Here is a 23,469-nt window from a genome sequence, read left to right as displayed (position 1 = left end):
GGACGCGGAGCCCACCTCAGGCGCCTCGCAGCAGATAGCCGAGGCCGCGGAGGGTGGCGATCTCCACCGCGCCGCCTTCGAGCTTCTTGCGGACGCGGTGGACGTAGATCTCGATCGCGCTCGGGTCGGTCTCGGCATCGAAGCCGAACACGTTCTCCGACAGGGCCGCCTTGCTCACCGGCGTGCCGGCCTTGAGGATCAAGTGTTCAAGGACCGAATGTTCCCGCGGCGTCAGGGACAGCGGCTCGCCCTTGAGCGCGAACTGACGGGTGGCCGTGTTGAGCACCAAGTCCGCGACGGCGATCTCGGGGCTCGCGAGGTCATGGCCGCGGCGGATCACGGCGCGCAGCCGCGCTTCGAGCTCGGGGAGTTCGAACGGCTTCGCGAGATAATCGTCCGCGCCCGAATCGAGGCCGTCGACGCGGCCGGCGAGCGAAGCGTTGGCGGTGAGGATGATGACCGGCACCTTGCGTCCCGCCCGACGGATACGCTTCAGCACCGTCATGCCGTCGATCTTCGGCAGCGAGAGGTCGAGGATCACGGCCGCGTAGTCGGAGACGGACAGGAGATGCTCCGCCTCCTCGCCGTCGTGGGCGACGTCGACCGCATAATGGGCCTGCGTGAGCGCCCGGGCGAGCCAGGCCGCAAGCTCGTGATTGTCTTCGACGATGAGCAGCCGCATCTCGGCCCGCCGTCCTCCCCGCCGCGATCATAACGACACCGTGCCATTTGCAACACGGTGGAGAGCGTTCTTATGCGCGGCGGAGCGGGGTGATCGTCGCCGACGGGCTTGGCGCCTTCGCGCCGGCGAGCAAGTCTACCGGCATCTCGGGCGGATCGTATTCGGCGACCATGCGGCGCAGGGCGGCGAGCGCGCGATCGATGTCGCCCGCCCCGATCGCCGCCACGAGGTCGGCGATCGCCGCCTCGACGACCTCGCTCGGCAGACTCGATTCCCGCGAGCGGCGGATCTTCGGGTGGGCGGTCGGCATCGGGTTGTCGCCGATCAAAAGCTCCTCGTAGAGCTTCTCGCCGGGCCTGAGGCCGGAGAACACGATCTCGATATCGCCATCGGGCCGCGCGGCGTCCTTCACCTTGAGCCCGTGCAGCTCGATCATCTGCCGGGCGAGATCGACGATCTTCACCGGCGAGCCCATGTCGAGCAGGAAAACCTCGCCGCCCTGCGCCATCGCCCCCGCCTGGATGACGAGCTGCGCCGCTTCCGGGATCGTCATGAAATAGCGGGTGACGTCCGGGTGGGTCACGGTCACCGGGCCGCCTCGCTTGATCTGATGCTGGAACAACGGGATCACCGACCCCGACGAGCCGAGCACGTTGCCGAACCGGACCATGGAGAAGACCGTTCCGCCACCGCCCGGTTGCGGCGGCTGGGCGGCCTGGGCGGCCTGGGCGGCCTGGAGGATCAATTCCGCCCACCTTTTGGTGGCGCCCATCACGCTCGTCGGGCGCACCGCCTTGTCGGTCGAGATCAGGATCATGCGGGCGACGCCGCTGCCGATGACGGCCCGCACGACCGCAGCGGTGCCGAGGACGTTGTTGCGCAAGCCTTCGAGCACGTTGCTCTCGACGAGCGGCACGTGCTTGTAGGCGGCCGCGTGATAGAGCGTGTCGATGGCGAAGGTCTCGATCACACGGCGCAGGCGCGCCTCGTCGGAGACGTTGCCGAGCACCGCCACGATCTCGCTCGCCAGTCCTCCGGCATCGGAGAGTTCGTTGAGCTCCGCGTGGATGCGGTAGAGCGCGAACTCGTTCACCTCATAGAGCACGAGCCGCTTCGGCTTGAGGGCGATCATCTGCCGGCAGAGCTCCGAGCCGATCGAGCCGCCGGCACCGGTGATGAGGATCGCGTGGCCCTCGGTCGCGGGACGCAGGAGGTCGGCCTGGGGATCGACCCGGTCGCGGCCGAGCAGGTCCTCGGGCGTGACGGCGCGCAGGGAATCGATGCGCGCGAGGCCGGTCAGGAGCTCCGACGCTGACGGGATCGTCTGAACCGGCGCGCCGAGCTTGGTGAGCTTGGCGGCGAGCCGGCTCCGCTCGGGCGCCGACAGAGAGGGAATGGCGAGGAGCACCCGCGTCGCCTTGCGCCGCGCGAGCAGCTTGGGCAGCTCGCTCGGCTTATGAACCCGGCGGCCTACGATCTCGGTGCCCTGCACCGAGCGGTCGTCGTCGACGAAGGCGACGGCGCGAAACTCGCGGCCCGCGTCGAGGGCGAGCAGAAGCTGGATGCCGGCGCGGCCGGCACCGTAGATGATGACCGGCTCGACGGGGAAAAGCCGGCGCGTCATCCAGAAAAAGTAGGATTGGCCGAGGAGGCGGGAACCCCAGGTGAGCACGAAGCTCAACAGGCCGTAGAGCACCGGCACCGAGCGCGGCACGACGGCGCTCGGCATCAGATAGCCGCCGATCGCGAGGATCACCGAAACGGCGATGACGGCGCGCAGGATGAGCAGCGCGGCGGTGCGTTCCGAGGAGCGGATCAGGATACGATAGACGCCGATCCGCCAATAGACGAGCACGGTGACGAACGGCAGCACCAGAAAGTACGGCGCTGCCCAGACGAGGAAAACCTCCGGCCACCATTCGTTGAGCCGCAGGGCGAAGGCGCCCCACAGGGCGACCGGCGTGAGCACGAGATCGAGCGTGGCGAGGCCGAGCCGGCGCACCAGGCGCGGCGCCTCGTAAACGCGGCGATGGAGGGCATTGAGGAAAGCGGGCATACCCTTCGGACGATCAGCTCGGTTGGGCCCGTCGCCGGTGCGGTGCGGGCGGTGGAGGCGGCGGCCGCGACCGGCCTCCGCACCCGATTTCCCTCAGTGACGCGTCTCGCGCCGCAAGTCCAGCCGCGAGATGCTGCGGGAGCGGCACGGCCGTTGGTCAGGAGGCGCGCGGCGGGCGATCGCGAACCGCGACGAGACGAAAGCCGTGCTTTCCCCAGAACCGCGCCGCCGAGGCTGCGAAGAAGCGGATCAGCTTGAGGCCGCGCCGCGCGGTGTTGCCCCCGGCATGCTCCATCCGAACCGAAGGCGCATAATAGAGGCGCGAGACCGCGGCCACCCGGAGGCTCAGGTCGAAATCCTCGAAATAGAGGAAGAAGCGCTCGTCGAAGCCCCCGATCGAGCGGAACACCTGCCCGCGGAACGCCATGAACGCGCCGGTGACGATGGGCGGGTCCCAGAACGGCCGGTCGGCCGGACGGTCCGCCATCGTGTAGCGGTCGATCAGGGCGGCGAGCGGACGGCGCAGCCGGGCCGGCAGGAAGCCGCGCCCGAACAGGACCACGAAAGACGGATAGCGCTTGCAGAGATGGGTGAGCCGGCCGTGCTCGACGAACCCTGGCGTCACCAGGCCGGCGGTGGGCTCCGCCTCGAACACGTCGAGGAGGCGCACGAGCGAATCGGGGGCGAGGACGAGATCGGGATTGCCGACGATCAGGATGTCGTCGTCGGACGGAAGCAGCGCGAGGTTGTTCGCCCGGCCGAAGCCGACATTGCCCTGCCCCGAGATCAACCTCGCCGTGAGCGTCGGCCGCTCGGCGACGAGCGCGGCGAGGCGCGTCCGGTCGGTGCCCCCGTCGCTGTTGTCGACGATGACCAGCATCAGGCGCGACCCGGGGCGCTCCGCCTCGAGACGCATCGCCGCGACCGTCACACTGTCGAGCAGCGCGGCGAGAACGGGGGACGGCGACCGATAGACGGTCACGGCAAGGGTGATGTTCATGCGCGGGCGCTCGGCGCGACGGGGGCCACGGAGAAACGGCGCGCCGCCGCGTCGATGGCCGCGCGCCCCGTGCTCCATCGCAGGCCGGGGCCGCGGGCGCAACCTCGCTCAGGCAAAGCGGTGAGTGGCCGCGTATCCGCATTCGGCGCTGAGCCCGGCTTAGGCCCCGCACTTGACCGGAGGCCGGCCGCCTGCGCGTCTGTCGGAACGCAAGTGGTGAGGGAGACGGGCATGGACGGCGGACGTTTCGCGCCGACGCTGCGGCGGGTCGCCGGCAGCGCCCTGCGCGTGCTCGGCTGGACGCTGAAGGGCGAACTGCGCCAACGCCTCGCCGACCGGCGGCTCGCGCCGGAGCGCGCGCTCGTCGTGCCGTTCGGCTATGCCGTCCCCCGCCGCCGGCCGAGCGGCGCATCGGCGTCGTCTGCCACGTCTTCTATCCGGACGTGCTGCCGGAGATCCTCGCCCTCACCGACGCGATCCCGCTCCGCCACCGCCTCTTCCTATCCACCGACACGACCGAGAAGCAGGCCGAGATTGAGCACATCCTCGCCGCCCATCCGGGCCGGACGCCCGTCGATCTGCGTCTGGTACCGAACCGGGGGCGCGACATCGCGCCGAAATATGTCGCCTTCGCCGACATCTATCCCCATCTCGACCGGGTGCTCTTCCTCCATACGAAGAAGTCGCTGCATTCGCGGGGCGGCGACGAATGGCGGCGGGCCCTCATGAGCGCGCTCGTCGGATCGCCGGCGACGGCCGCCAGCGCCCTCGCCATCTTCGAAGCGGCGCCTGATGTCGGCATCGTCTACCCGGCCCGCACCGGGCTCGGTGCCCGGGCGCCCCGATGGGACGGCAATTTCGCGATCGCACGAGACGCGTTCGCGCGGATCGGCCTCGCCCTCGATCCGAAGACGCCGCTCGACTTTCCCTCGGGCTCGATGTTCTGGGCACGACCGGCCGCCCTCCAGCCGATCCTCGACCTCCATCTCCGCCTCGAGGATTTCCAGCCGGAGGCGGGGCAGATCGACGGGACGCTCGCCCATGCCCTCGAACGCTCCGTGCTCGTCGCCGCCGCGTGCGCCGGATTCCGCGGCATCAAGACGATCCCGGCGGAGACGGCTTCGGCGTCGAACCACCAGAAGATCGCCAGCGTCGAAGCGCTGCGGCGGGCGGTCGCGTTCCCCGACCCCGTACCCGACGTGGGTTCGCCGCGTTGACGGTTTTCCGGCGCTTCGTTAGACAGCCGGGCGTAGGCTCACGTTCACGCCATCTTGTGGACCGACTCGGGCTCTAGGGCGTCGTGCCTTGCTCTCCGCCCGGTGCGCGTGCGGCGGCTTTTTTGAGTTTTATAGTTCCCTTCCGGGAGAGCGTATGTCCCTCTGGCCGTCCTCCACCGACTGGCGCAACGCCGTCCGTGACATCCGAGATGGCGTGTCGCGCTGGGAAATCTGGTACCTTCTCGGCATCAACGACATCCGCGCCCGCTACAAGCGTTCGCGCTTCGGCCAGTTCTGGATCACGCTCAGCATGGCCGTCTTCGTCGGCGGCATCGGTATCGTCTATTCGTTCCTGTTCCAGCAGCCGGTTCACGATTATATCCCCTACCTCGCGGTGAATTACATCGTGTGGACGCTGATCCAGGGAATCATCATGGATTCCGGAACGGTGTTCACCCAGGCGACGACCTATCTGACGCAGGAAGCCCTGCCGAAATCGACCTTCGTAATGCGCCTGATCGTGCGCAACCTGATCGCCTTCGCCCACAACATCGTCATCATCCCGCTCGTCTTCCTCATCTTCGGCGTGGTGCCGAGCCCGACGATCCTGCTCGCCATTCCCGGTCTGGTGCTGCTCTTGATCGCGGGGTTCCTCGCGTCGGTGTGGTGTGGGGTGCTCTGCACCCGCTTCCGCGACCTGCCGCAGATCATTCAGAACGGCATGCAGATCGCTTTCTTCCTGACGCCGATCATGTGGAAGTCCGATCAGATGACCGGGCACCGCGCCATTCTCGTGGACGCCAATCCGTTCGCGAGCTTCCTCAAGCTGGTGGGCGCGCCGATCCGAGGTGAAGTGCCGGAAGCCACCGCCTATTGGATGGCGCTCGGCTGGACAGCGCTCCTCTTCATCGTGACCGCGCCGCTGTTCGCCCGGTTCCGGTCTCGCATCGTCTATTGGCTGTGAGATCAATCATGCCATCGATCAGCCTCAAGAACGTTTCCGTCGAGTTTCCGATCTACAATTCGAGCGGGCGCTCGCTGAAATCGAGCATCCTGCGCTCGGTCGGCGGTGCGGTGTCACAAGACCACGGCGTGACACGCGTCCAGGCGCTGCGGGGCGTCACGCTCGATCTCAAGCCCGGCGATCGCCTCGCCCTGATCGGCCACAATGGCGCCGGCAAATCGACCCTGCTTCGCGTCTTGTCCGGCGCCTACGAGCCTTCGGAGGGCTCCACGACAATCGACGGGAAGGTCTCCTCGCTCATCAACATCACGATGGGCATGGATCCGGAGCTGACCGGCATCGAGAACATCATCCTGCGCGGCGCCTTCATCGGCATGACGATGGCGGAATCCCGCCAGCACATCGAGGGGATCGCCGAATTTTCGGGCCTCGGGGCCTATCTCGATCTGCCGATGCGCACCTATTCGAGCGGGATGACGCTGCGCCTCGCCTTCGCCATCTCGACGCTGCGTCAGCCCGAGATCCTGCTGATGGACGAATTGGTGGCGGTCGGCGACGAAGCCTTCGGCGCCAAGGCGACGACACGACTTGAAGAGCTCATCGAGAATGCCGGCATCCTCGTGCTCGCCTCCCATAGCGCGCCGACCCTGCAGCGCTACTGCAACCGGGCGATCCTGCTCAAGGAAGGCCGGATCATCAGCGAGGGCGAGATCGACGCCGTCCTTGAGGTGTACCGCAAGGGGCTGTGACCGCGCCTCCGGGCGGACCTGAGAAAAAGCGCTTGCCGTCCGCATCGTAGTCAGCGGAATTGGAACCCGACGACATTCGGGTGACAAGACGACGGCCGGCGAAATCGATGACCACGATGACGAACCCCGCCCGTGCGCCGTCCGACGTACCGCTCCAGGCGGACGTCTGCTTCTTCGCCCATTACGACCCGGATGGTCGCATCGATCCCTATGTCGAGCTCTATCTTCGGGCGATCGCCGGGTGCGGCTTCTCGGTCGTGCTCGTGTCCGCGGGGGAACTGCACGCGGACGACGCCGCGCGGATCGCGCCTTTGTGCGCCGACGTTCTCACCCGTTCGAACGGCGGACTTGATTTCGGCTCGTGGTCCGAGGCGTTCGCCCGCTACGGCGCAGCGGTGCGCGGCCGGCTCCTCCTCGCCAACGACAGCGTCTACGGCCCGATCGGCGACCTCGCCGCCATGCTCCGCCGGTTGACCGCGGCACCGGCCGACATCTACGGCCTGGTGGAGAGCCTCCAGATCAGCCCGCACCTCCAGAGCTGGTTCCTGCTGTTCGAGCCGCGGGCGCATCGATCCGACGCGTTCCGGCGGCTGATGAGCCAGGACTTCGCGGCGATGCCGAAGCGCGACATCATCCGCAACGGCGAGGTCGCGGCCACGGCGTCGCTCGCCGCCGCGGGGTTCCACTACCGCCCGCTCGTGGTGCAGAGCCCGATGGTGCGCCGCCTCGCCTTCAACCCGACCCACTTTCTGTGGCGCGAGCTTCTGACCCGCGACGGGCTACCCTTCGTGAAGATCGAGCTCCTCCGCGACAAGATGGGGCCGGAGATGCGGGAGGACGCGCTGCGGGAGATCGCGCGGATTTCCCCGAATGGGCGGACCTGATCCGGGCCCACCTCGCCCGTATGGCCGGCCGCCGGCCTGCCGCGCCGCTCAACCGGCCGACGCGCATCTATCGGCGCCTCGTCCAGACGCTCTACCGGCTGGAGACGGACGGCTATTGGTGGATCGCCGCGCCCGCCTCGCTCGCCATCGCCGGGCTCGCAATCGTCGGGCGGAAGCTCTGGGGCGCGAAGCAGCCCCAGGCCTGACACCGCCCCTTACGAAGGGTCCGGCGGCGTCAAAATTCGAGTACCACCTTCGAATAGACGGGATCGTTGAAGGTTTCGGTGAACGCCTCCTTCAGCGGCGTCGAGCGCACCGAGAAGATCGCCGGCCAATCGATCACCTCGAAGATGTCCGGCGTCACGAGGGCCGCGAGCTGCTTCGTCGTGAACGGCGGATTGCGATCGACGAGCGCATAGATCGTCAAGAGCGCCCTGAAGAGGCTGTATGGGATCTTCACGATCGCCGCATCGGCGTGAGACGCCTCCTTCACCAGGCGGATGAGGTCGATATAGTCGATCCGCTCTTGTCCGCTGATGTTGTAGGCGCCCGTCAGGCGCTGCTCCAGGCAGGCGACGATGATGTTGCAGAAGTCGCCCACATAGAGCGGCTGGCGGATGTAGCGGCCGTCGCCCGGGATCGGAAAGATCGGGCTACGCTTCATGAAGCGGGCGAGCCAGCCGAGATGCTTGCGGTCGAACCAGCCGAACATCAGGGTCGGGCGCAGCACAACATCGGCGAAGCCGGCACCGACGACGAGCGTCTCCTGCGCCTTCTTGCTCTCGGTGTACCAATCGACGGCGACCGAGTTCACCACCGACGAACTGATATGCACCACATAGGGCCGCGGCGCGCCGCGAAAGGCGGCGAGGAGATTTTCGGTCGCCTTGACGTTGTTGCGCTCGAACTCGCTGCCGTCGAGTCCGCCGATCTGGGCGTGGCCGATCACGAGCGCCTCGCATCCCTTCACGGCCTCCGCCCAGGGGCCCGGCACCGCGAGATCGGCTTCGATCACCTCGATGTCCGGGTGCAGGTCCCGCAAGGTCCGCACGTTCGCCGGATGCTTGTCGATCGCGACGATCTCGGTGTGCCCCCGCGCCTTGAGGCGCGGCAGCAGGTTCTGTCCGACGAGGCCGGCGGCGCCGGTGACGACGATCTTCATAGATATCTCTTCATGCGCGGCGGGGGACGGCCGGACCGTGAGGCGGTCAGAACTTGGTGCGATGGAAGATCGGGCGAGGCAGCGCCGTCACGATCGCCATGATGATGGCCCAGAACCAGGGCGTGTGGAGCACGGCGCGCCGTTTCTCGACCGCCCGCACGATGTCGTCGGCGACGCGGTCCGGCGTCGCCCACAAAGGCCCGCCCTGCTTCAGGTGCGCCGTCATCGCCGTCGAGACGAAGCCCGGCCGGATATCGAGAACCTGGACGCCGGATGCCGCGAGGCGATGGCGCAGACCTTCGAGGAAACGAATGAGCCCGCCCTTGGCGGCGCCGTAGACATAGTTGCTGCGGCGTCCACGTTCGCCCGCCACGGAACTCACGACGGCGATGGTACCGCTGCGTCCGCCCTCGAACAGCGGGGCAAGCGCATTGGCGAGCAGCGCCGGGCTGATGAAGTTGATCTCGATCGCCTGCCGGGCGGCGACGGCATCGCGCTCGAGCAGCGTCTGGTCCGGCAGGGTGCCGTGGGCGATGAGGGCGAGATCGAGCCCGCCGAGACGCTCCCATGCCCCCGCGGCCACAGTTGGCAGCGCGTCGAGATCGGCGAGGTCGGCGACGTGCACCGCCGCCTCCTTGGCCCCCCGCACCACCAGATCGGCGGCGAGCGCCTCGAGCGGCTCGGCCCGGCGGCCGACCAGCACGAAGCGGGCACCGGTCTTGGCGAACGCCCGCGCCGTCGCGACCGCGATGCCGGAATTAGCGCCGAACAGGGCGATCCGCATGGTTCCGTTCCGCATATCCCCATATCCCTTCGTCATGCGCGGCTCCCCTCGCCGATCAGGCCAACCCGCCGCGCGAAGGCAGACGAGAAGGCCGGATCGATCCAGCGCTGGAAGTCGGCCTTGGCGGGGTACCCCCGCGTGAAGCTCGCCGCGCTCATGCACGAATCCTTGGCCGGATAGATCCGCCCCTCGGCCTCGATCGTGACCGCTTCGAGCCGGGCGAGCAGCGCCAGCGTCTCCGGCCCCCGGTTCGGGAAATCGAGGGCGAGGGTGATGCCGGGCTTCGGAAACGAGAGCAGACCGGGCGACGGCAAATCGCCGAAGGTCTTCAGGACCGCGAGCATCGAGCCCTGGCCGGACTGCGCGATCACCCGCAGCATCTCGGCGATCGCCGCGCGGCCGTCCGCACCGGGCGGCACCACGCACTGGAATTGGTAGAAGCCCTTCGGGCCATAGAGACGGTTCCACGACCCGATGGCATCGAGCGGGTAGAAGACCGGCTCGTAGGACCCCGTCTTGAGGACACGCTCGCGGAGGCCGAGCTTGCGCCAATAGAGGGCGTTGAACGCCTTGAGCGAGAGGCCGCCGACGAGCGAGACCGGCGGCGTCAGCGGAACCGCCTTGCGCGGACGCAAAGCCGGCGGTACGGCGGCGCGGCCCGGCGCGTGCCGTGCCCGAGAGAAGATCCCGCGCCCGGTCGCTGTCCCCGTCGCGAGGCAATCGATCCAGGCGGCCGTGTATTCCCAAGCCTCCGAGCCGTCGGCGAGGGCGAAGAAGGCGTCGAGGTCGTCGAAGCGGATGTCCTCCGCCTCGAGCGCCGTGCCGGCGACCCGGCGAAGCCGGATCGTGGCGCTCAGGATGAGGCCGGTGAGGCCGAGCCCGCCGATGGTCGCGGCGAACAGATCGGGATGGCTCTCGGGCGTGATGGTCTCGACGCTGCCGTCGCTGCGGGCGAGCTCGATCGCCGCGACGTGCCGGCCGAACGTGCCGAAGCCGTGATGGTTCTTGCCATGGACGTCGTTGGCGATGGCCCCGGCGACGGTGACGAAGCGCGTACCCGGCGAAACCGGCAGAAACCAGCCGCCGCCGTCGGGCTCCGGGCGGCACACCGCATCGAGAATATCGGCGAGCCGCACGCCCGCCTCACAGGTGAGCAGGCCGGTGTCGCGGTCGAAGGCGATGAAGCGGTCGAGCCCCGTCATCTGGACGAGGCGCCCCTCTGGGTTCAGGGCGACGTCGCCATAGGAGCGGCCACAGCCGTGGGCGAGCAACGGCAGACGGCTATCGTCGGCAACGATCGCACGCGCCTCTGCACGCGTGCCCGGACGGAGCACGAGATGACGTGGCCGTGCGACGCCGCCCCACGAGGCGACCTCCGTCGTCCACGCATCCCGAATATCGGTCATTCGTTCTGTCCCGAGCCGGCCACGGTCGGTGGCGCAATCTCAGGACGTGCCCGCCGGGGGCCGGGCTGTCAACCCGCTTGGGCTCGGGTCTGCGAACGACCGGCGCGCGGACGCCTCACGCGGCGACGCTCTCGCCGATCCGGGCCTGCATCGCGCGGATCGCCGTCGCATAATCCGGGGCGCCGAAGATGGCGCTGCCGGCGACGAAGGTGTCGGCCCCGGCCTCGGCGATCGCTCCGATATTGTCGAGCTTCACGCCGCCGTCGACCTCGAGGCGGATGTCTCGGCCGCTCGCGTCGATCAGGCGGCGGATGCGGCGCAGCTTGTCGAACGCGCCCGGGATGAACGGCTGCCCGCCGAAACCGGGATTGACCGACATGACGAGGACGAGATCGAGGGCGTCCAAGGTGTGGTCGAGCACCGCGAGAGGCGTCGCCGGATTGAGCACGAGGCCCGCCTTCACGCCCTTCGAGCGGATCAACTGGATCGAGCGATCGACATGCTCACTCGCTTCCGGATGGAACGAGATGATGTCGGCACCGGCGGCGGCGAACGCCTCGATCAGCGCATCGACGGGCTTGACCATCAGATGCACGTCGATCGGCGCCGGCGTCTCCGGCCGCAGCGATTGCAGGACCAGCGGACCGATCGTGAGGTTCGGGACATAGTGGTTGTCCATCACGTCGAAATGGATCCACTCGGCGCCGCCGGCGAGCACCGCGGCGACCTCTTCGCCGAGACGGGCGAAGTTCGCCGACAGGATCGACGGCGCGATGATCGGATGCTGACGGGCCATCGCCCCCTCCTTGGCTCGTGTGCGTCCGCGTCTCGACGACGTCGGAGCACGCTCATCTGTGTGTTTCGTTCGGTCGGAGCGGCGTTCGGCGGCCCTCTCACGGCGCAGCCTCGCCTGCCATGCTTCGAAAAGGGCCGCCGGATCGCCTCCGGCGGCCCCTCGAGAGGGGCGTGGCTTCCCGACCAAGACCGCCCCTCCGTCCGTCCCGCGTCGTGCCCCGCCCGGAGCCCGCCGACGGGAGCCGGATCAGTGGACGACCTGCGACAACTCTCCGCTCGCATAGCGGCTCGCCATGCGGTCGAGGCCGATCGGGCGGATGCGATCCGCCTGGCCCGCGGCGCCGAACGCTTCGAAGCGCGAGATGCAGACGCGCTTCGCTTCGTCCATCGCCGCTTGCATGAACTTCCGGGGGTCGAACTCGGACTTGTCGCGCGCGGCAACGCGGCGGATCGCAGCCGTCATGGCGAGGCGGATGTCGGTGTCGATGTTCACCTTGCGCACGCCGTAGCGGATGCCTTCCTGGATCTCCTCGACCGGCACCCCGTAGGTCTCGCGGATCTCGCCGCCGTGGACGCGGATCTCCTCGAGGAGATCCTGCGGCACCGACGAGGAGCCGTGCATGACGAGATGGGTGTTCGGAACGCGGGCGTGGATCTCCTTGATCCGATCGATCGCGAGGATGTCGCCGGTCGGGCGGCGGGTGAACTTGTAGGCGCCGTGGGAGGTGCCGATGGCGATTGCGAGCGCGTCGCACTGGGTCGCCTGGACAAATTCGGCCGCCTCGTTGGGGTCGGTGAGGAGTTGGTCGCGGTCGAGCTTGCCCTCGGCGCCGTGGCCGTCCTCCTTGTCGCCGGCCCCGGTTTCGAGCGAGCCGAGGCAGCCGAGCTCCCCTTCGACGGAGACGCCGACCGCATGGGCCAGTTCGACGACCTTCCGCGTCACGGCGATGTTGTAATCGTGGTCGGCCGGCGTCTTGCCGTCTTCCTTCAGCGAGCCGTCCATCATCACCGAGGAGAACCCGGAGCGGATGGCGTTGATGCACACCGCCGGCGAGGCGCCGTGGTCCTGGTGCATCACGATCGGGATGTCGGGATAGGTCTCGACCGCGGCCGCCACCAGATGGCGCAGGAACGCCTCGCCGGCATAGCGCCGGGCGCCGGCGGAGCCCTGCAGGATCACCGGGCTGCGCGTCGCCGCCGCGGCGTCCATGATCGCCTTGATCTGCTCCATCGAATTCACGTTGAACGCCGGCAGGCCATAGCGGTGCTCCGCGGCGTGGTCCAGAAGCTGGCGCATCGAAACGAGGGCCATGCGTCGTCTCCTCCGATCGGTTCTTTTTGCGTAAAGGGCGGTCGGCCGGCGCGGCGTCAGGAGACGCGGCGCTTGCGGTCGATCAGCTTGAGGATGAGGGGGGTGAGCAGGAGCTGCATCGCAAGGTCCTGCTTGCCACCCGGGATCACGATGGAATTCGCCCGCGACATGAAGCTGTCGTGGACCATCGAGAGCAGATAGGGGAAATCGATCCCGCGCGGGTCGCGGAAGCGGATCACCACCATCGATTCGTCCGGGGTCGGAATCCAGCGCGCCACGAACGGATTCGAGGTGTCGACCATCGGCACCCGCTGGAAATTGATGTCCGTGAAGGTGAATTGCGGGCAGATATAGCGGACGTAATCCGGCATCCGCCGCAGGATCGTTTCGGTCACGTCTTCCGTCGAATAGCCGCGCGTGGAGCGGTCGCGATGGATCTTCTGGATCCATTCGAGATTGATGACCGGAACGACGCCGATCTTGAGATCGGCATAGCGCGCCATGTCGATGCCGTCGGCGACGACGCAGCCGTGGAGCCCTTCGTAGAACAACAGGTCCGTGTCCGGCTCGATGTCTTCCCACCCGGTGAAGCGGCCGGGATCGGCGCCGTAGAGCTGCGCCTCCTCATCGTCGTGCACATAGCGGCGAACCCGGCCGCTGCCGGTCTCGCCATAATCGCGGAACAACGCCTCCAACTCCGGGAAAAGGTTGGTGTCCGGGCTGAAGTGGCTGAAGTGATTGTTGCCCTTCTTGGTCTCCTCCGCCATGCGGGCGCGCATCTCGAAGCGGTCGTAGCGGTGGAAGGCATCGCCCTCCACATACGCCGCCTTGACGCCTTCCCGGCGAAAGATCTGCTCGAACGTCCTCTTGACCGAGGTCGTGCCGGCTCCCGAGGACCCGGTGACGACAATAATGGGATGTTTTGCGGACATGGTCTGCAACAGCCTCGAAATCGGGAGATTGGAATGGGCCGCCGGCATCGCGCTTGGCACGGCGGCGGCCGCCTCTCAGGGCCGGAACAGGCCGCGTCGTCCGAACAGCGGCGAACGCTCGGCGAGACGGCTCGGCCCGACATGGTAGCGCGCGACGGTATCGACCTTGTCGCGCGAGCCGAACACGAGCGGTACGCGCTCGTGCAGGCTCTTGGGGGTGAGCTCGACGATCGGCTCGACGCCGTCGGTCGCGAGCCCGCCCGCCTGCTCCATCAGGAAGGCGATCGGGAACGCCTCGTAGAGGAGCCGCAGCCGGCCGCGGCCATAGCCCTTCCGGCTGTCGGCCGGGTAGAGATAGACGCCTCCCCGCCGGATGATGCGGTGCGCCTCGGCGACCAGCGACGCATGCCAGCGCATGTTGAAGTCGCGCTCGCGCGGACCGTCGCGGCCGCTCAGGCAATCGTCGATGTAGAGCCTGACCGGCTCATCCCAGTGCCGATAGTTCGACATGTTGATGGCGAACTCGCTGGCGCCGTTCGCGATCTCGACCCGCGCCTCGACGAGCCGGAAGCCTTGCGACACCGGATCGAGGACGAAGTGCATCGTGCCGTCGCCGACGGTCAGCAGCAGCGCGGTGTGCGGGCCGTAGATCGCATAGCCCGCCGCGAGTTGCTCCCGGCCCGCTTGCAGGAAGGATTCGACGCTTCCCGGGTGAACGCCCGGCCTCCGCGGCAGCACCGAGAAGATGGTGCCGACCGACAGGTTGGTGTCGATGTTGGAGGAGCCGTCGAGCGGATCGAGCGCGACGAGGAGCGGCGCCGTCTCATCCAGCAGCACGGGCAGATCGTCCTCCTCCGAGGCGACGGCCGCGACCGGACCGCCGCGCAAGGCGGAAATCACGAACTCGTCGGCGAGGACGTCGAGCTTCTTCTGCCCCTCCCCCGCCTCGCCGGCATGCAGCACCTCGCCCATGTCCCCGTCGAGGGCACCGCGCGCGATGCGGCCCGACAACGCGACGAGCCCGCGTTCGAGCGCGACGAGCGTCGCGGCGACGTCGCGGCGGTTCGGGTCTTCGCCCGCCCAGTGTTCGAGCACGGCGCCGAGCGGAGCGCCGACGGCACTCCCGGTCTGATGGTCCCGCATGTCTGTCCTCCCGGGGGCACGTTCGCCCGGCCTGTCGGCCGCGCGCCGTTCCCTCCTTGTGCGGATCGGCCACCGCGTATGCGGTCAGCCGTTGTTGTCGTTGAGCCGGAAGCGGATCGATGTCCGCCGCCGGCCCGTTGCTCCGCCGGACTCCCCATCCGAAGTGTGCAACGAACCGTGCTCAGGCTCCAGGGCCTGTCGACGGTTCCGACGCCCCTGCGTCGCTGCGTCCCGTGTCGGCGCGGATCGCCCCCGCGCGCTTCAAGTCGATGCCGCCCGAGAAGACGCGGCTCGCCCGCACGTCGCCTTCGTCGATGGTGGCGAGGCGCTCACGATCGACCAGGCCGGCCGCCTCGAACAACCGCAGCGACTGGCGCAGCCGCATGCGGTCGAAGGCGTTGCGGATCGAACGTGCGTTCGCGAAGTTGCCCTGGGTCCGGCGCATCGCGACATAATCGGCGAGCGCCCGCTCCGCCGCGGGGCTGAAGGCATAATCGGCGTCCGCCGCCATCCGCTTGGCGATGGTGATGAGCTCCGCGTCGTCATAATCTGGAAAATCGATGTGGTGGGCAATGCGCGAGCGAAAGCCCGGGTTCGATTCGAAGAAGCGGTCCATCCGATCCTTGTAGCCGGCGAGGATGACGACGAGATCGTCGCGCTGGTTCTCCATCACCTGAAGCAGGATCTCGATCGCTTCCTGGCCGTAATCACGCTCGTTCTCGGGGCGGTAGAGATAATAGGCCTCATCGATGAAGAGCACGCCGCCCATCGCCTTCTTGAGGATCTCCTTCGTCTTCGGCGCCGTATGGCCGATATATTGCCCGACGAGATCGTCCCGGGTGACCGAGACGAGATGGCCGCGGCGGACGTAGCCGAGCCGGTGCAGGATCGCCGCCATCCTGAGCGCGACGGTCGTCTTGCCGGTCCCCGGATTGCCGGTGAACGTCATGTGCAAGGTCGGCGCCCCGGCGGTGAGGCCGACGGATTCCCGGGCGCGGCCCACCACCAGATGGGCGGCGATCTCGCGGATGCGCCGCTTCACCGGCGCAAGCCCGACGAGATCGCGCTCGAGCTCGTCGAGAAAGGAGGGCACGTCGCTCTCGCGAAAGAGAGCGCCGAGGTCCAGCCGTCGTCCCGCCTCGGCGGCGGACCGGGACGGATCAAGCGGTTCGGCTCTGGCAGCGTGGGACATGACCGGACCTCGGCAGTTGGGCACGCGGGCGTCGGACGGGTTCTCGCGTCGGGTTTGCGTCTCGCGTCGGATCAATGGCGCGCGGGGTGCGACGGGGTGGTGGCGGTGCCGCGTCCCGTCTCGGTGCGGAGCGCGTAGCGCTGGCTGCGCCCGGCGCCCTCGGTGCGGTCGAGGCGGAAGCGGGCCTCGACGCTCGGCCGCTGAACGATGAACGAGAGCCGCACCGTCTCCCAGCCCCGTTCGGAATCGAAGGCGTTGACCCGCACATAGCGGTCGGGATTGGCGGCGCGGCAGGCGTCGATCTCGCCGACGACGCCGGCGGCGTCACGCAGGTCGAACATCGGCGGCCCCCACATCTCCCAGAAGGTGTTGCGCGGGTGCGGGTCGTCGGTGTGCTCGACCGACACCGCCCAGCCCTGCTCCAGGCAATATTGCACCTGGGCTGTGATCTGCCGGGGCGTCAAATCCGGCAGGAAGGAAAAGGTCCCTTGAGTGAGGCGCATCATCATCGCTCCTGAGGCGCGGCGTGGCCGCGTGGGCGGTCCCCGGGGCGCGGCCGCGCGTGAGCGGCCGCCGGCTTGTCGGAAGAAGTCGGCTCAGGCGACGCTCGCCGTCGGCACATAATCCGACGTGTCGGTCGAGGCGTAATCGAAGGTGATGTCGCCCCAGGTATCGAGCGCGGCCCGCAGCGGCTGGCACCATTTCGCCGCCTCGATGAGGATCTCCGGCCCCTCGCGCTTGATGTCGCGTCCCTCGTTGCGGGCGAGCACCATCGCTTCGAGGGCGACGCGGTTCGCCGTCGCGCCCGCCTGGATGCCCATCGGATGGCCGATCGTGCCGCCGCCGAATTGGAGCACCACATCGTCCCCGAAGAGATCGAGGAGCTGGTGCATCTGCCCGGCGTGGATGCCGCCGGAGGCGACCGGCATCACCTTGCGGATGCCGCCCCAATCCTGCTCGAAGAACACGCCGCGCGGCAGATCGACCGCGTTCCGCATCTCGCGGCAGACATTGTAGTAGCCCTGCACCGTCATCGGATCGCCCTCGAGCTTGCCGACGGCGGTCCCGGCGTGGAGATGATCGACGCCGGCGAGCCTGAGCCACTTGGCGATGACGCGGAACGAGATGCCGTGCGTCTTCTGCCGGGTATAGGTCCCATGACCGGCCCGATGCATGTGCAGGATCATGTCGTGCTCGCGGCACCAGTTCGAGATCGACTGGATCGCCGTCCACCCGACGATGAGGTCCACCATCACGATGCACGACCCGAGCTCGTAGGCGAACTCGGCGCGGCGATACATCTCCTCCATGGTTCCGGCGGTGATGTTGAGATAATGGCCCTTGACCTCGCCGGTCTCGGCGCTCGCCTTATTCACGGCCTCCATGCAATAGAGGAAGCGGTCGCGCCAATGCATGAAGGGTTGGGAGTTGATGTTCTCGTCGTCCTTGACGAAATCGAGCCCGCCTTTCAGCGCCTCGTAAACGACGCGGCCGTAATTCTTGCCCGACAGGCCGAGCTTCGGCTTGGTCGTGGCGCCGAGCAGCGGGCGGCCGAACTTGTCGAGGCGCTCGCGCTCGACGACGATGCCGGTCGGCGGCCCGCGGAAGGTCTTCACATAGGCGACCGGCAGCCGCATGTCCTCGAGCCGGCACGCCTTGAGCGGCTTGAAGGAGAACACGTTGCCGATGATCGACGCCGTCAGATTGGCGATCGAGCCTTCCTCGAAGAGATCGAGATCGTAGGCGACGGAGCAGAAATATTGGCCGGCCTGCCCGGGAACCGGTTCGACCTTGTAGGCCTTGGCCCGATAGACGTCGGCGGCCGTCAGCCGGTCGGTCCACACCACCGTCCAGGTGGCGGTCGAGCTCTCGCCGGCGACCGCGGCGGCGGCCTCGACCGGATCGACGCCCTCCTGGGGCGTGATGCGGAACAGGGCAAGCACGTCGGTATCCTTGGGGACGTAATCGCCGTCCCAATAGCCCATCTGGGCATATTTCAGAACGCCGGCCGCATAGCGCTTCTTGGCGTCCTTGATCGTGCCGATGGCGGCCGATTGATCTCCCATGGCGTCCTCCTGATCTTGTTGAAGACAGGTTGCCGCCGTTCGCGCCTTTGGTAAATTGGAATGATCTGAACAGAGCATTCAGGATTTTGGAAGTGGCGCCGCACTGGACCCTGAAGCAGTTCCACCTCGTCGCCCTCGCGCACGAAACCGGCTCCTATGCCGCGGCCGGCGCCCGCGCCGGCCTGAGCCCGCCGGCGGTGACGGCGCAGATGAAGCAGCTCGAAGAGGAGATCGGCCTTCCCCTGTTCGAGCGGCTCGGCGGGCGGCTGCAACCGACCGCGGCAGGCCGCGAGATGCTCGATGCGGCGGCGCGCATCGAGCACACCCTCGGCGAATGCGCCCGGGCGCTCGCCGCGATCCGGCGGCCCGACGCCGGCTCGATCGTCGTGGGCGTCGTCTCGACGGCGAAATATTACGCTCCGATGGCCCTCGGCGCGTTCCGGCGCACCCATCCGGACATCGAGCTCAAGCTCGTGGTCGGCAACCGCAGCGACATCATCGCCGGCTTGAGCGGCCTCGCGCTCGATCTCGCGATCATGGGGCGACCGCCGGCCGAGCTCGACGCCGACACGATGGTGATCGGCGACCATCCCCACATCATGATCGCCCCGCCCGACCACCCGCTCGCCGCCGAACGCGCGCTCTCGCCGGCCCGTCTCTCCGGCGAAGCTTTCCTGGTGCGCGAGGTGGGCTCCGGTACGCGGGGGCTGATGACGCGGCTGTTCGAGGAGGCCGGGGTGCCGCACCCGCGCATCGCCATGGAGATCGGCAGCAACGAGACGGTGAAGCAGGCGGTGATGGCCGGCCTCGGGCTCGCCTTCATCTCCGCCCACACGGTCGCCGCCGAGATCGCCGACGGCCGGCTCGCGATGCTCGACGTCGCCGGCCTGCCGGTGGTGCGGCAATGGCTCGCAGTGCGCAACCGCGACAAGCGCCTGATGCCGGCGACCCGCTCGCTCCAAGACTTCCTCGCCCGCGAAGGCGGCCGTTTCATGCCGAAGCTGAGCTTGGACGGTGGGGCGGCGCCCGGCCCTACTTGAACGGCGTCGCGAGCTCGGTCGGCAGCTTCGCCGCGGCCCAGCCGTCGGTGCCCTCGGGATACCAGAGCACGTCCGTATAGCCGTCCGCCAGGGCGCGCTTGGCGGCGTTCCACGACATCCAGCAATCCTTGAGGCAATAGAACACGATCGCCTTCGCCCTGTCGCCGCCGGTCGCCGTCTCGAGGCCACGGCGGAAATAGGCATCCATGTCGGGGCTCAGTGCACCGTAGCCGGTGTTGGCGAGCCAGAGGCTGCCCGGAATGTGCGGCCGGGGCTTGTCCCGCCAGATCGTGCCGGCCGGCAGGTTCGCCGGCTTCTCCGGCCGCGGCAGCACGTCGAGGAAGATCGCGCTCTTGGCCCGCCAGAGCCGTTCGGCCGTCGCCGTGTCGACGATGGTCGCGCCCTGAAGCGTCGCCGGCGTCGGCGCGCGATAATCCTCCATCCGGTAGCCCGCGGGCTCCGGCACCGACGCCTCGGCTCGGGCCGCGTTCGGGGCCACGGCCAGCATGCCCCACAGGGCGAGCGCAGCGAGTGCCACCCGGGCGCCGCGCCGCGCCGCGCTTCCCCAATTCCAGGTCTTCATCGGCCGGTTCTCCTCAGACGCGGGCACGACGCTCATTCCCATTCGAGCTCGTGGAAGGTGGTGATGGCGTTGCGCGGGTTGAACTCGTCGAACAGGGCCCATTTCCCGCGCTCGGAGACGCCGGCGCGCTCCGGCGCCTCGGCGATGTCGCCGCCGGCCTTGAGGAGCGCGCGGTCGTCCGCCACCAGTCGTTCGAGATAGGTCCGCTCCGGGCCGAGCCCGGCGGGGAAATCGACGACGGCGGGACCATGGCCGGGCACGACACGGCGCACGTCGGTCCGCGCGGCGATCGTGTCGAGCACGGCGAGCCAGCCGAGCGTGCTGCCGTCGATCGACGGCACATGGCCGAGAAAAAGGAGATCGCCGAGGACGAGCGTCCCCGTCTCGGTGTCAAACAGGCTGAGGTCGTTGTCGGTGTGGGCGGTCGGATAGGTCGTGAGCGTCAGCCGGCGCCCGCCGAGATCGATGGCGTCGCTGCCGTCGACGACGCGGGTCGGCTCGACCGCCACGGTGCCCCCAAAGGCGGGTCCGATCGCCCGCGCCCCGGCCTCGAGATAGGTTTCGGCGCGCGCCGCAAGCGCCCGCGGCAGCTTCGTCGAGGCGACGATCTCCGGCTTGTCCTCGGCGAACGCCGCGGCCCCGAGCACGTGGTCGGGGTGCATGTGAGTGAAGATCACGAAGCGGATCGGCAGCGGCGTCTTGTCCCGCACGGCGGCGCGCAGACGGCGCCCGGCGAGACGCGAATTGCCGGTGTCGAACACCGCGACCGCCTCGCGGCCGATGATGAACCCGACATTGGCGACGGCGCCCTCGTTGCGGGCGTCGGCGAGTTCATAGGGCGCCTGATAGACGAAGAGGCCCGGCGCCACCTCCTGCACGGGGAGCGGCGCGATCGCATCGCCGGCCACCGCATCCTCCGCGGCGACCGCCACGAACGGCCGCAATGCGAACGCCGCGGCCCCGGCCGCCACCGCACCGAGCACGCTCCGCCGGTTCAAGCCGGGCGCGCTTCCGCCGCCGGCAAACGCCCGTCCCTCGCACCAAGGTCCGCACACAGGACCCGCCTCCCTCGTCGGGCGGGTTCTCGGGGCGGCGGGGTGCGCCGTCTCCGTCCCGCCGCTGTCATTTCGCGGCGATCAGCGTATGATCGCTCCCCAAGAGATAACAGAGAGCGGCGGCGCGCACCACGCGACCGACCGGCCCGGATCGCCGCTATCTTCCGGGTCCGCGGCCGTGATGCCGACCGGCGCTCCCGGAAACGCCGAGGCCCGTCATGATCCGCGCCCGTTCCCGCTCCGTGCGAGCGGTCTCAGTTCCGTCCGTCGCCGCCTTCGTGCTCGCTGTGGCGATGCCCCTCGCGGGCGCCCTCGCCGCCGATGCGGCCGCCACCCAGCCCGCAGCGACCACCGCCGCGGAGCCGGCCCAGGACGCGCCCTCGACGGCGACGTGGGACTCGCTCAAGCCCGACGTGTTCGGCGACAAGCCGATCGCCGACAACGATTCCACGATGACCCTCGTCGCCCCGAAGCGGGCCGAGGACGCGGCGATCGTGCCGATCACCGTGACGATGAAGCTGCCCGAGGGATCGCCGCTGACGATCCAAAAGCTGACGCTGATCGTCGACGAGAATCCCGCCCCCGTCGCTGCGACCTTCACGTTCGGCCCCGACCGCCGCGATCTCCTCCTGTCGACGCGGCTCCGGGTGAACGCCTATTCCTTCATCCGCGCCATCGCCGAGACGAGCGACGGCAAGCTGCACATGACGGAGCGCTTCGTGAAGGCTTCCGGCGGCTGCTCGGCACCCGCCCTGAAAGACCAGGACACGGCGCTCGCCCATCTCGGCGAGATGCGCCTGAAGCCGGTTGCCGAGAGCAGCGCGCCGGCGCCCGATCCGGGCATGTCCAAGGCGCAATTGATGATCCGCCACCCGAATTATTCGGGCCTCCAGATGAACCAGCTCACCCGGCTTTACATCCCGGCCCGGTTCGTCAACGACATCGTGGTGAAGGACGGCGACCGGCTGGTCTTCTCCATGGAGGGCGGGATCTCGCTGTCGGAAGATCCGACCATCCAGTTCAACTACAAGCCGACGGGCGGCGAGATCACGGTCGCCGCGGGCGACACCGAGGGCACCCACTTCTCGACGAGCCTGCCGGACACCGCGAGCCAGTGAAGGCGGCCTAAGCGGTCAGATCAACAGCCGGACCGCGATCGCGAGGATCAGCGCGGGCGGCATCACGACCGCGCCGACCTTGAGGAAGCGCCAGAAGCCGACATGCTCGCCCTCGCGGCGGATCGCGGAGAGCCACAGGATGGTGGCGAGCGAGCCGGTGATCGAGAGATTCGGCCCGAGATCGACGCCGATCAGCATGGCGTCGACGACGCTCTGCGGCGGGTTCGCGGCGGCGATCGTGGTCGAGGCGATGAGGCCCGCCGGCAGGTTGTTCATCAGGTTCGAGACGATGCCGACGAGCCCGCCCGAGACGGCCGCCGTGAGGGTCGGCGCGGCCGCGGCGTGCACGGAGAGCGTCGCCGCCAGTGCCTCGATGAGCCCGGTCCGCCCGACCGCCTCGACCAGGATGAACAGCCCGGCGACGAGCGGCAGCACCGCCCACGACACGTCCTTGACGACCGGCCAGGGCGAGCGGCGGCGAAAGGCCGTCACCGCGAGCGTGGTCGCGACGCCGAGCACGCAGGTCGGCGCCCCGAGCGGCGCGTCGAGCGCCGAGACGACGAGGAGCGCGAGCGCCGTCACCACGATACCGCCGAGCGCGGTCCAGCCGCCCGCCGACAGCGTCGGCTGCGGCACCGCGGGCGCGCAGGTGGCGGCAAGCCGGCGCCCTTCGACGAAGCGCAGGGCGACATAGGTCGCGACGATGGCGGCGAGCGAGGGCAGCGCGAAGCTCGCGAGCCAGGGCCCGAGCGGCGGCATGTGACCGCCATAAAGCACGAGATTGGCCGGGTTCGAGATCGGCAGCACGAAGCTCGCCGCGTTGGCGATGAATGCGCAGATGAACAGGAAGGGCAGCGGATCGGCCTCGGCCTTGCGCGCCGCCGCGAACACCGCCGGTGTCATGACGACCGCGGTGGCGTCGTTCGAGAGGAAGGTCGTGACCACCACGCCGACGAGATAGACGAGCAGGAAGAGCCGCTTGGACGAACCCTTGGCGTGGTTCACGGCGGCCGCGGCGACCCAGTCGAACAGCCCTTCGCGCCGCGCCGTCTCCGACATCAGCATCATGCCGATGAGGAAGAGATAGACGTCGAGCCCGCGCCCCACCGCCGCGGCGGCGTCGCTGAGGGGCATGAGGCCGAGCGCGATCAGGAGCGCAGCGCCGGCGACCGCCCAGATCGCTTCCGGCAGGCGGAAGGGCCGCACGATCACCCCCGCCGTCGCGCCGGCCGCCACCGCCCAGATCACCCCGTTCGCCGTCTCGGGCGCCATCGGCACGCTCTCCGCTGATCGCCGCCCACTGATCTTCACCCACGGCGGCGCGTCGCG

Annotated in this window: 23 protein-coding genes; 7 read left to right on the top strand and 16 right to left on the bottom strand. The window is 68.6% G+C overall.

From position 1 onward, the window contains the following. Nucleotides 1-16: 16 nt before the first annotated feature. The 3 genes from F0357_RS16995 to F0357_RS16985 form a co-directional block, all read right to left on the bottom strand. A complete protein-coding gene (locus F0357_RS16995; protein WP_153484787.1) occupies nt 17-682 on the bottom strand; it encodes a response regulator in 666 nt (221 codons plus the stop codon). 70 nt (nt 683-752) lie between these two features. Beyond that, nucleotides 753-2,738, bottom strand: a complete 1,986-nt coding sequence (locus F0357_RS16990; protein WP_153484786.1) for a polysaccharide biosynthesis protein — start codon at nt 2,736-2,738, stop codon at nt 753-755. Nucleotides 2,739-2,895: 157 nt separating this feature from the next. Then, entirely contained in the window at nt 2,896-3,738 is an 843-nt protein-coding gene (locus F0357_RS16985; protein ID WP_208948388.1) for a glycosyltransferase, read from the bottom strand. Between the two features lie 191 nt (nt 3,739-3,929). Between F0357_RS16985 and F0357_RS16980 the strand changes: the two genes are divergently transcribed. From F0357_RS16980 to F0357_RS16960, 5 genes are all read left to right on the top strand, one after another. Then, nucleotides 3,930-4,955 carry a rhamnan synthesis F family protein gene (locus tag F0357_RS16980; RefSeq protein ID WP_153484783.1) on the top strand — a complete coding sequence of 342 codons (1,026 nt, stop codon included), beginning with the start codon at nt 3,930-3,932 and terminating at the stop codon, nt 4,953-4,955. Between the two features lie 154 nt (nt 4,956-5,109). Next, nucleotides 5,110-5,919 (top strand): ABC transporter permease, encoded by an 810-nt coding sequence (locus F0357_RS16975; protein WP_153484781.1) that lies wholly within the window; start codon nt 5,110-5,112, stop codon nt 5,917-5,919. Nucleotides 5,920-5,927: 8 nt separating this feature from the next. Next, nucleotides 5,928-6,668 (top strand): ABC transporter ATP-binding protein, encoded by a 741-nt coding sequence (locus F0357_RS16970; protein ID WP_153484779.1) that lies wholly within the window; start codon nt 5,928-5,930, stop codon nt 6,666-6,668. 107 nt (nt 6,669-6,775) lie between these two features. Further along, the gene (locus F0357_RS16965) at nt 6,776-7,552 is read left to right on the top strand and encodes a rhamnan synthesis F family protein (protein ID WP_153484776.1); all 777 of its coding nucleotides are present in this window, start codon (nt 6,776-6,778) and stop codon (nt 7,550-7,552) included. A gap of 20 nt (nt 7,553-7,572) precedes the next feature. Beyond that, complete coding sequence (locus F0357_RS16960) at nt 7,573-7,758, top strand: hypothetical protein (RefSeq protein WP_153484773.1); 186 nt, start codon at nt 7,573-7,575, stop codon at nt 7,756-7,758. 29 nt (nt 7,759-7,787) lie between these two features. On the opposite strand, the gene F0357_RS16955 is transcribed toward F0357_RS16960, so the two are convergent. From F0357_RS16955 to F0357_RS16910, 10 genes are all read right to left on the bottom strand, one after another. Then, the gene (locus tag F0357_RS16955; RefSeq protein ID WP_153484768.1) at nt 7,788-8,714 is read right to left on the bottom strand and encodes an NAD-dependent epimerase/dehydratase family protein; all 927 of its coding nucleotides are present in this window, start codon (nt 8,712-8,714) and stop codon (nt 7,788-7,790) included. Between the two features lie 46 nt (nt 8,715-8,760). Next, complete coding sequence (locus tag F0357_RS16950) at nt 8,761-9,534, bottom strand: SDR family oxidoreductase (protein ID WP_208948387.1); 774 nt, start codon at nt 9,532-9,534, stop codon at nt 8,761-8,763. Beyond that, nucleotides 9,531-10,904, bottom strand: coding sequence for an FAD-binding oxidoreductase (locus tag F0357_RS16945; RefSeq protein WP_153484766.1), 1,374 nt, complete (start codon nt 10,902-10,904; stop codon nt 9,531-9,533). The genes F0357_RS16950 and F0357_RS16945 overlap by 4 nt, the downstream gene beginning before the upstream one ends. A 115-nt stretch (nt 10,905-11,019) precedes the next feature. After that, nucleotides 11,020-11,700, bottom strand: a complete 681-nt coding sequence (gene rpe, locus F0357_RS16940) for a ribulose-phosphate 3-epimerase (RefSeq protein ID WP_153484764.1) — start codon at nt 11,698-11,700, stop codon at nt 11,020-11,022. Between the two features lie 246 nt (nt 11,701-11,946). Next, entirely contained in the window at nt 11,947-13,011 is a 1,065-nt protein-coding gene (gene fba, locus F0357_RS16935; protein ID WP_153484762.1) for a class II fructose-bisphosphate aldolase, read from the bottom strand. 56 nt (nt 13,012-13,067) lie between these two features. Continuing rightward, nucleotides 13,068-13,943 carry a phosphoribulokinase gene (locus F0357_RS16930; RefSeq protein WP_153484760.1) on the bottom strand — a complete coding sequence of 292 codons (876 nt, stop codon included), beginning with the start codon at nt 13,941-13,943 and terminating at the stop codon, nt 13,068-13,070. Between the two features lie 75 nt (nt 13,944-14,018). After that, a complete protein-coding gene (locus F0357_RS16925; protein ID WP_153484758.1) occupies nt 14,019-15,086 on the bottom strand; it encodes a class 1 fructose-bisphosphatase in 1,068 nt (355 codons plus the stop codon). 181 nt (nt 15,087-15,267) lie between these two features. Next, nucleotides 15,268-16,278, bottom strand: a complete 1,011-nt coding sequence (gene cbbX / locus F0357_RS16920) for a CbbX protein (protein ID WP_153484755.1) — start codon at nt 16,276-16,278, stop codon at nt 15,268-15,270. Nucleotides 16,279-16,349: 71 nt separating this feature from the next. After that, nucleotides 16,350-16,781: a ribulose bisphosphate carboxylase small subunit gene (locus tag F0357_RS16915; protein ID WP_153484753.1), complete on the bottom strand. Its 432-nt coding sequence runs from the start codon at nt 16,779-16,781 to the stop codon at nt 16,350-16,352. 93 nt (nt 16,782-16,874) lie between these two features. Continuing rightward, a complete protein-coding gene (locus F0357_RS16910; RefSeq protein ID WP_153484751.1) occupies nt 16,875-18,344 on the bottom strand; it encodes a form I ribulose bisphosphate carboxylase large subunit in 1,470 nt (489 codons plus the stop codon). Nucleotides 18,345-18,436: 92 nt separating this feature from the next. Between F0357_RS16910 and F0357_RS16905 the strand changes: the two genes are divergently transcribed. Then, the gene (locus tag F0357_RS16905) at nt 18,437-19,384 is read left to right on the top strand and encodes a LysR family transcriptional regulator (protein ID WP_312861639.1); all 948 of its coding nucleotides are present in this window, start codon (nt 18,437-18,439) and stop codon (nt 19,382-19,384) included. Here F0357_RS16905 and F0357_RS16900 read toward each other — a convergent pair. Next, entirely contained in the window at nt 19,377-19,967 is a 591-nt protein-coding gene (locus F0357_RS16900) for a PQQ-dependent catabolism-associated CXXCW motif protein (RefSeq protein ID WP_153484737.1), read from the bottom strand. The two genes, F0357_RS16905 and F0357_RS16900, sit on opposite strands and share 8 nt — an antisense overlap. A gap of 32 nt (nt 19,968-19,999) precedes the next feature. Continuing rightward, nucleotides 20,000-20,965, bottom strand: coding sequence for a quinoprotein relay system zinc metallohydrolase 2 (locus F0357_RS16895; RefSeq protein ID WP_153484732.1), 966 nt, complete (start codon nt 20,963-20,965; stop codon nt 20,000-20,002). Between the two features lie 275 nt (nt 20,966-21,240). On the opposite strand from F0357_RS16895, the gene F0357_RS16890 reads away from it, so the two are divergent. Next, nucleotides 21,241-22,140, top strand: a complete 900-nt coding sequence (locus F0357_RS16890; RefSeq protein WP_153484728.1) for a quinoprotein dehydrogenase-associated SoxYZ-like carrier — start codon at nt 21,241-21,243, stop codon at nt 22,138-22,140. A 15-nt stretch (nt 22,141-22,155) separates the two neighbouring features. Here the strand turns inward: F0357_RS16890 and F0357_RS16885 are convergent, their stop codons facing one another. Next, nucleotides 22,156-23,412, bottom strand: coding sequence for an arsenic transporter (locus tag F0357_RS16885; RefSeq protein WP_153484724.1), 1,257 nt, complete (start codon nt 23,410-23,412; stop codon nt 22,156-22,158). Nucleotides 23,413-23,469 lie beyond the last annotated feature (57 nt).

The sequence above is a fragment of the Segnochrobactrum spirostomi genome (genome assembly GCF_009600605.1).
Lineage (GTDB): Bacteria > Pseudomonadota > Alphaproteobacteria > Rhizobiales > Segnochrobactraceae > Segnochrobactrum > Segnochrobactrum spirostomi.
Note: the sequence above shows the minus strand (reverse complement) of the source record. Positions and strands in the feature narration are given on the sequence as shown.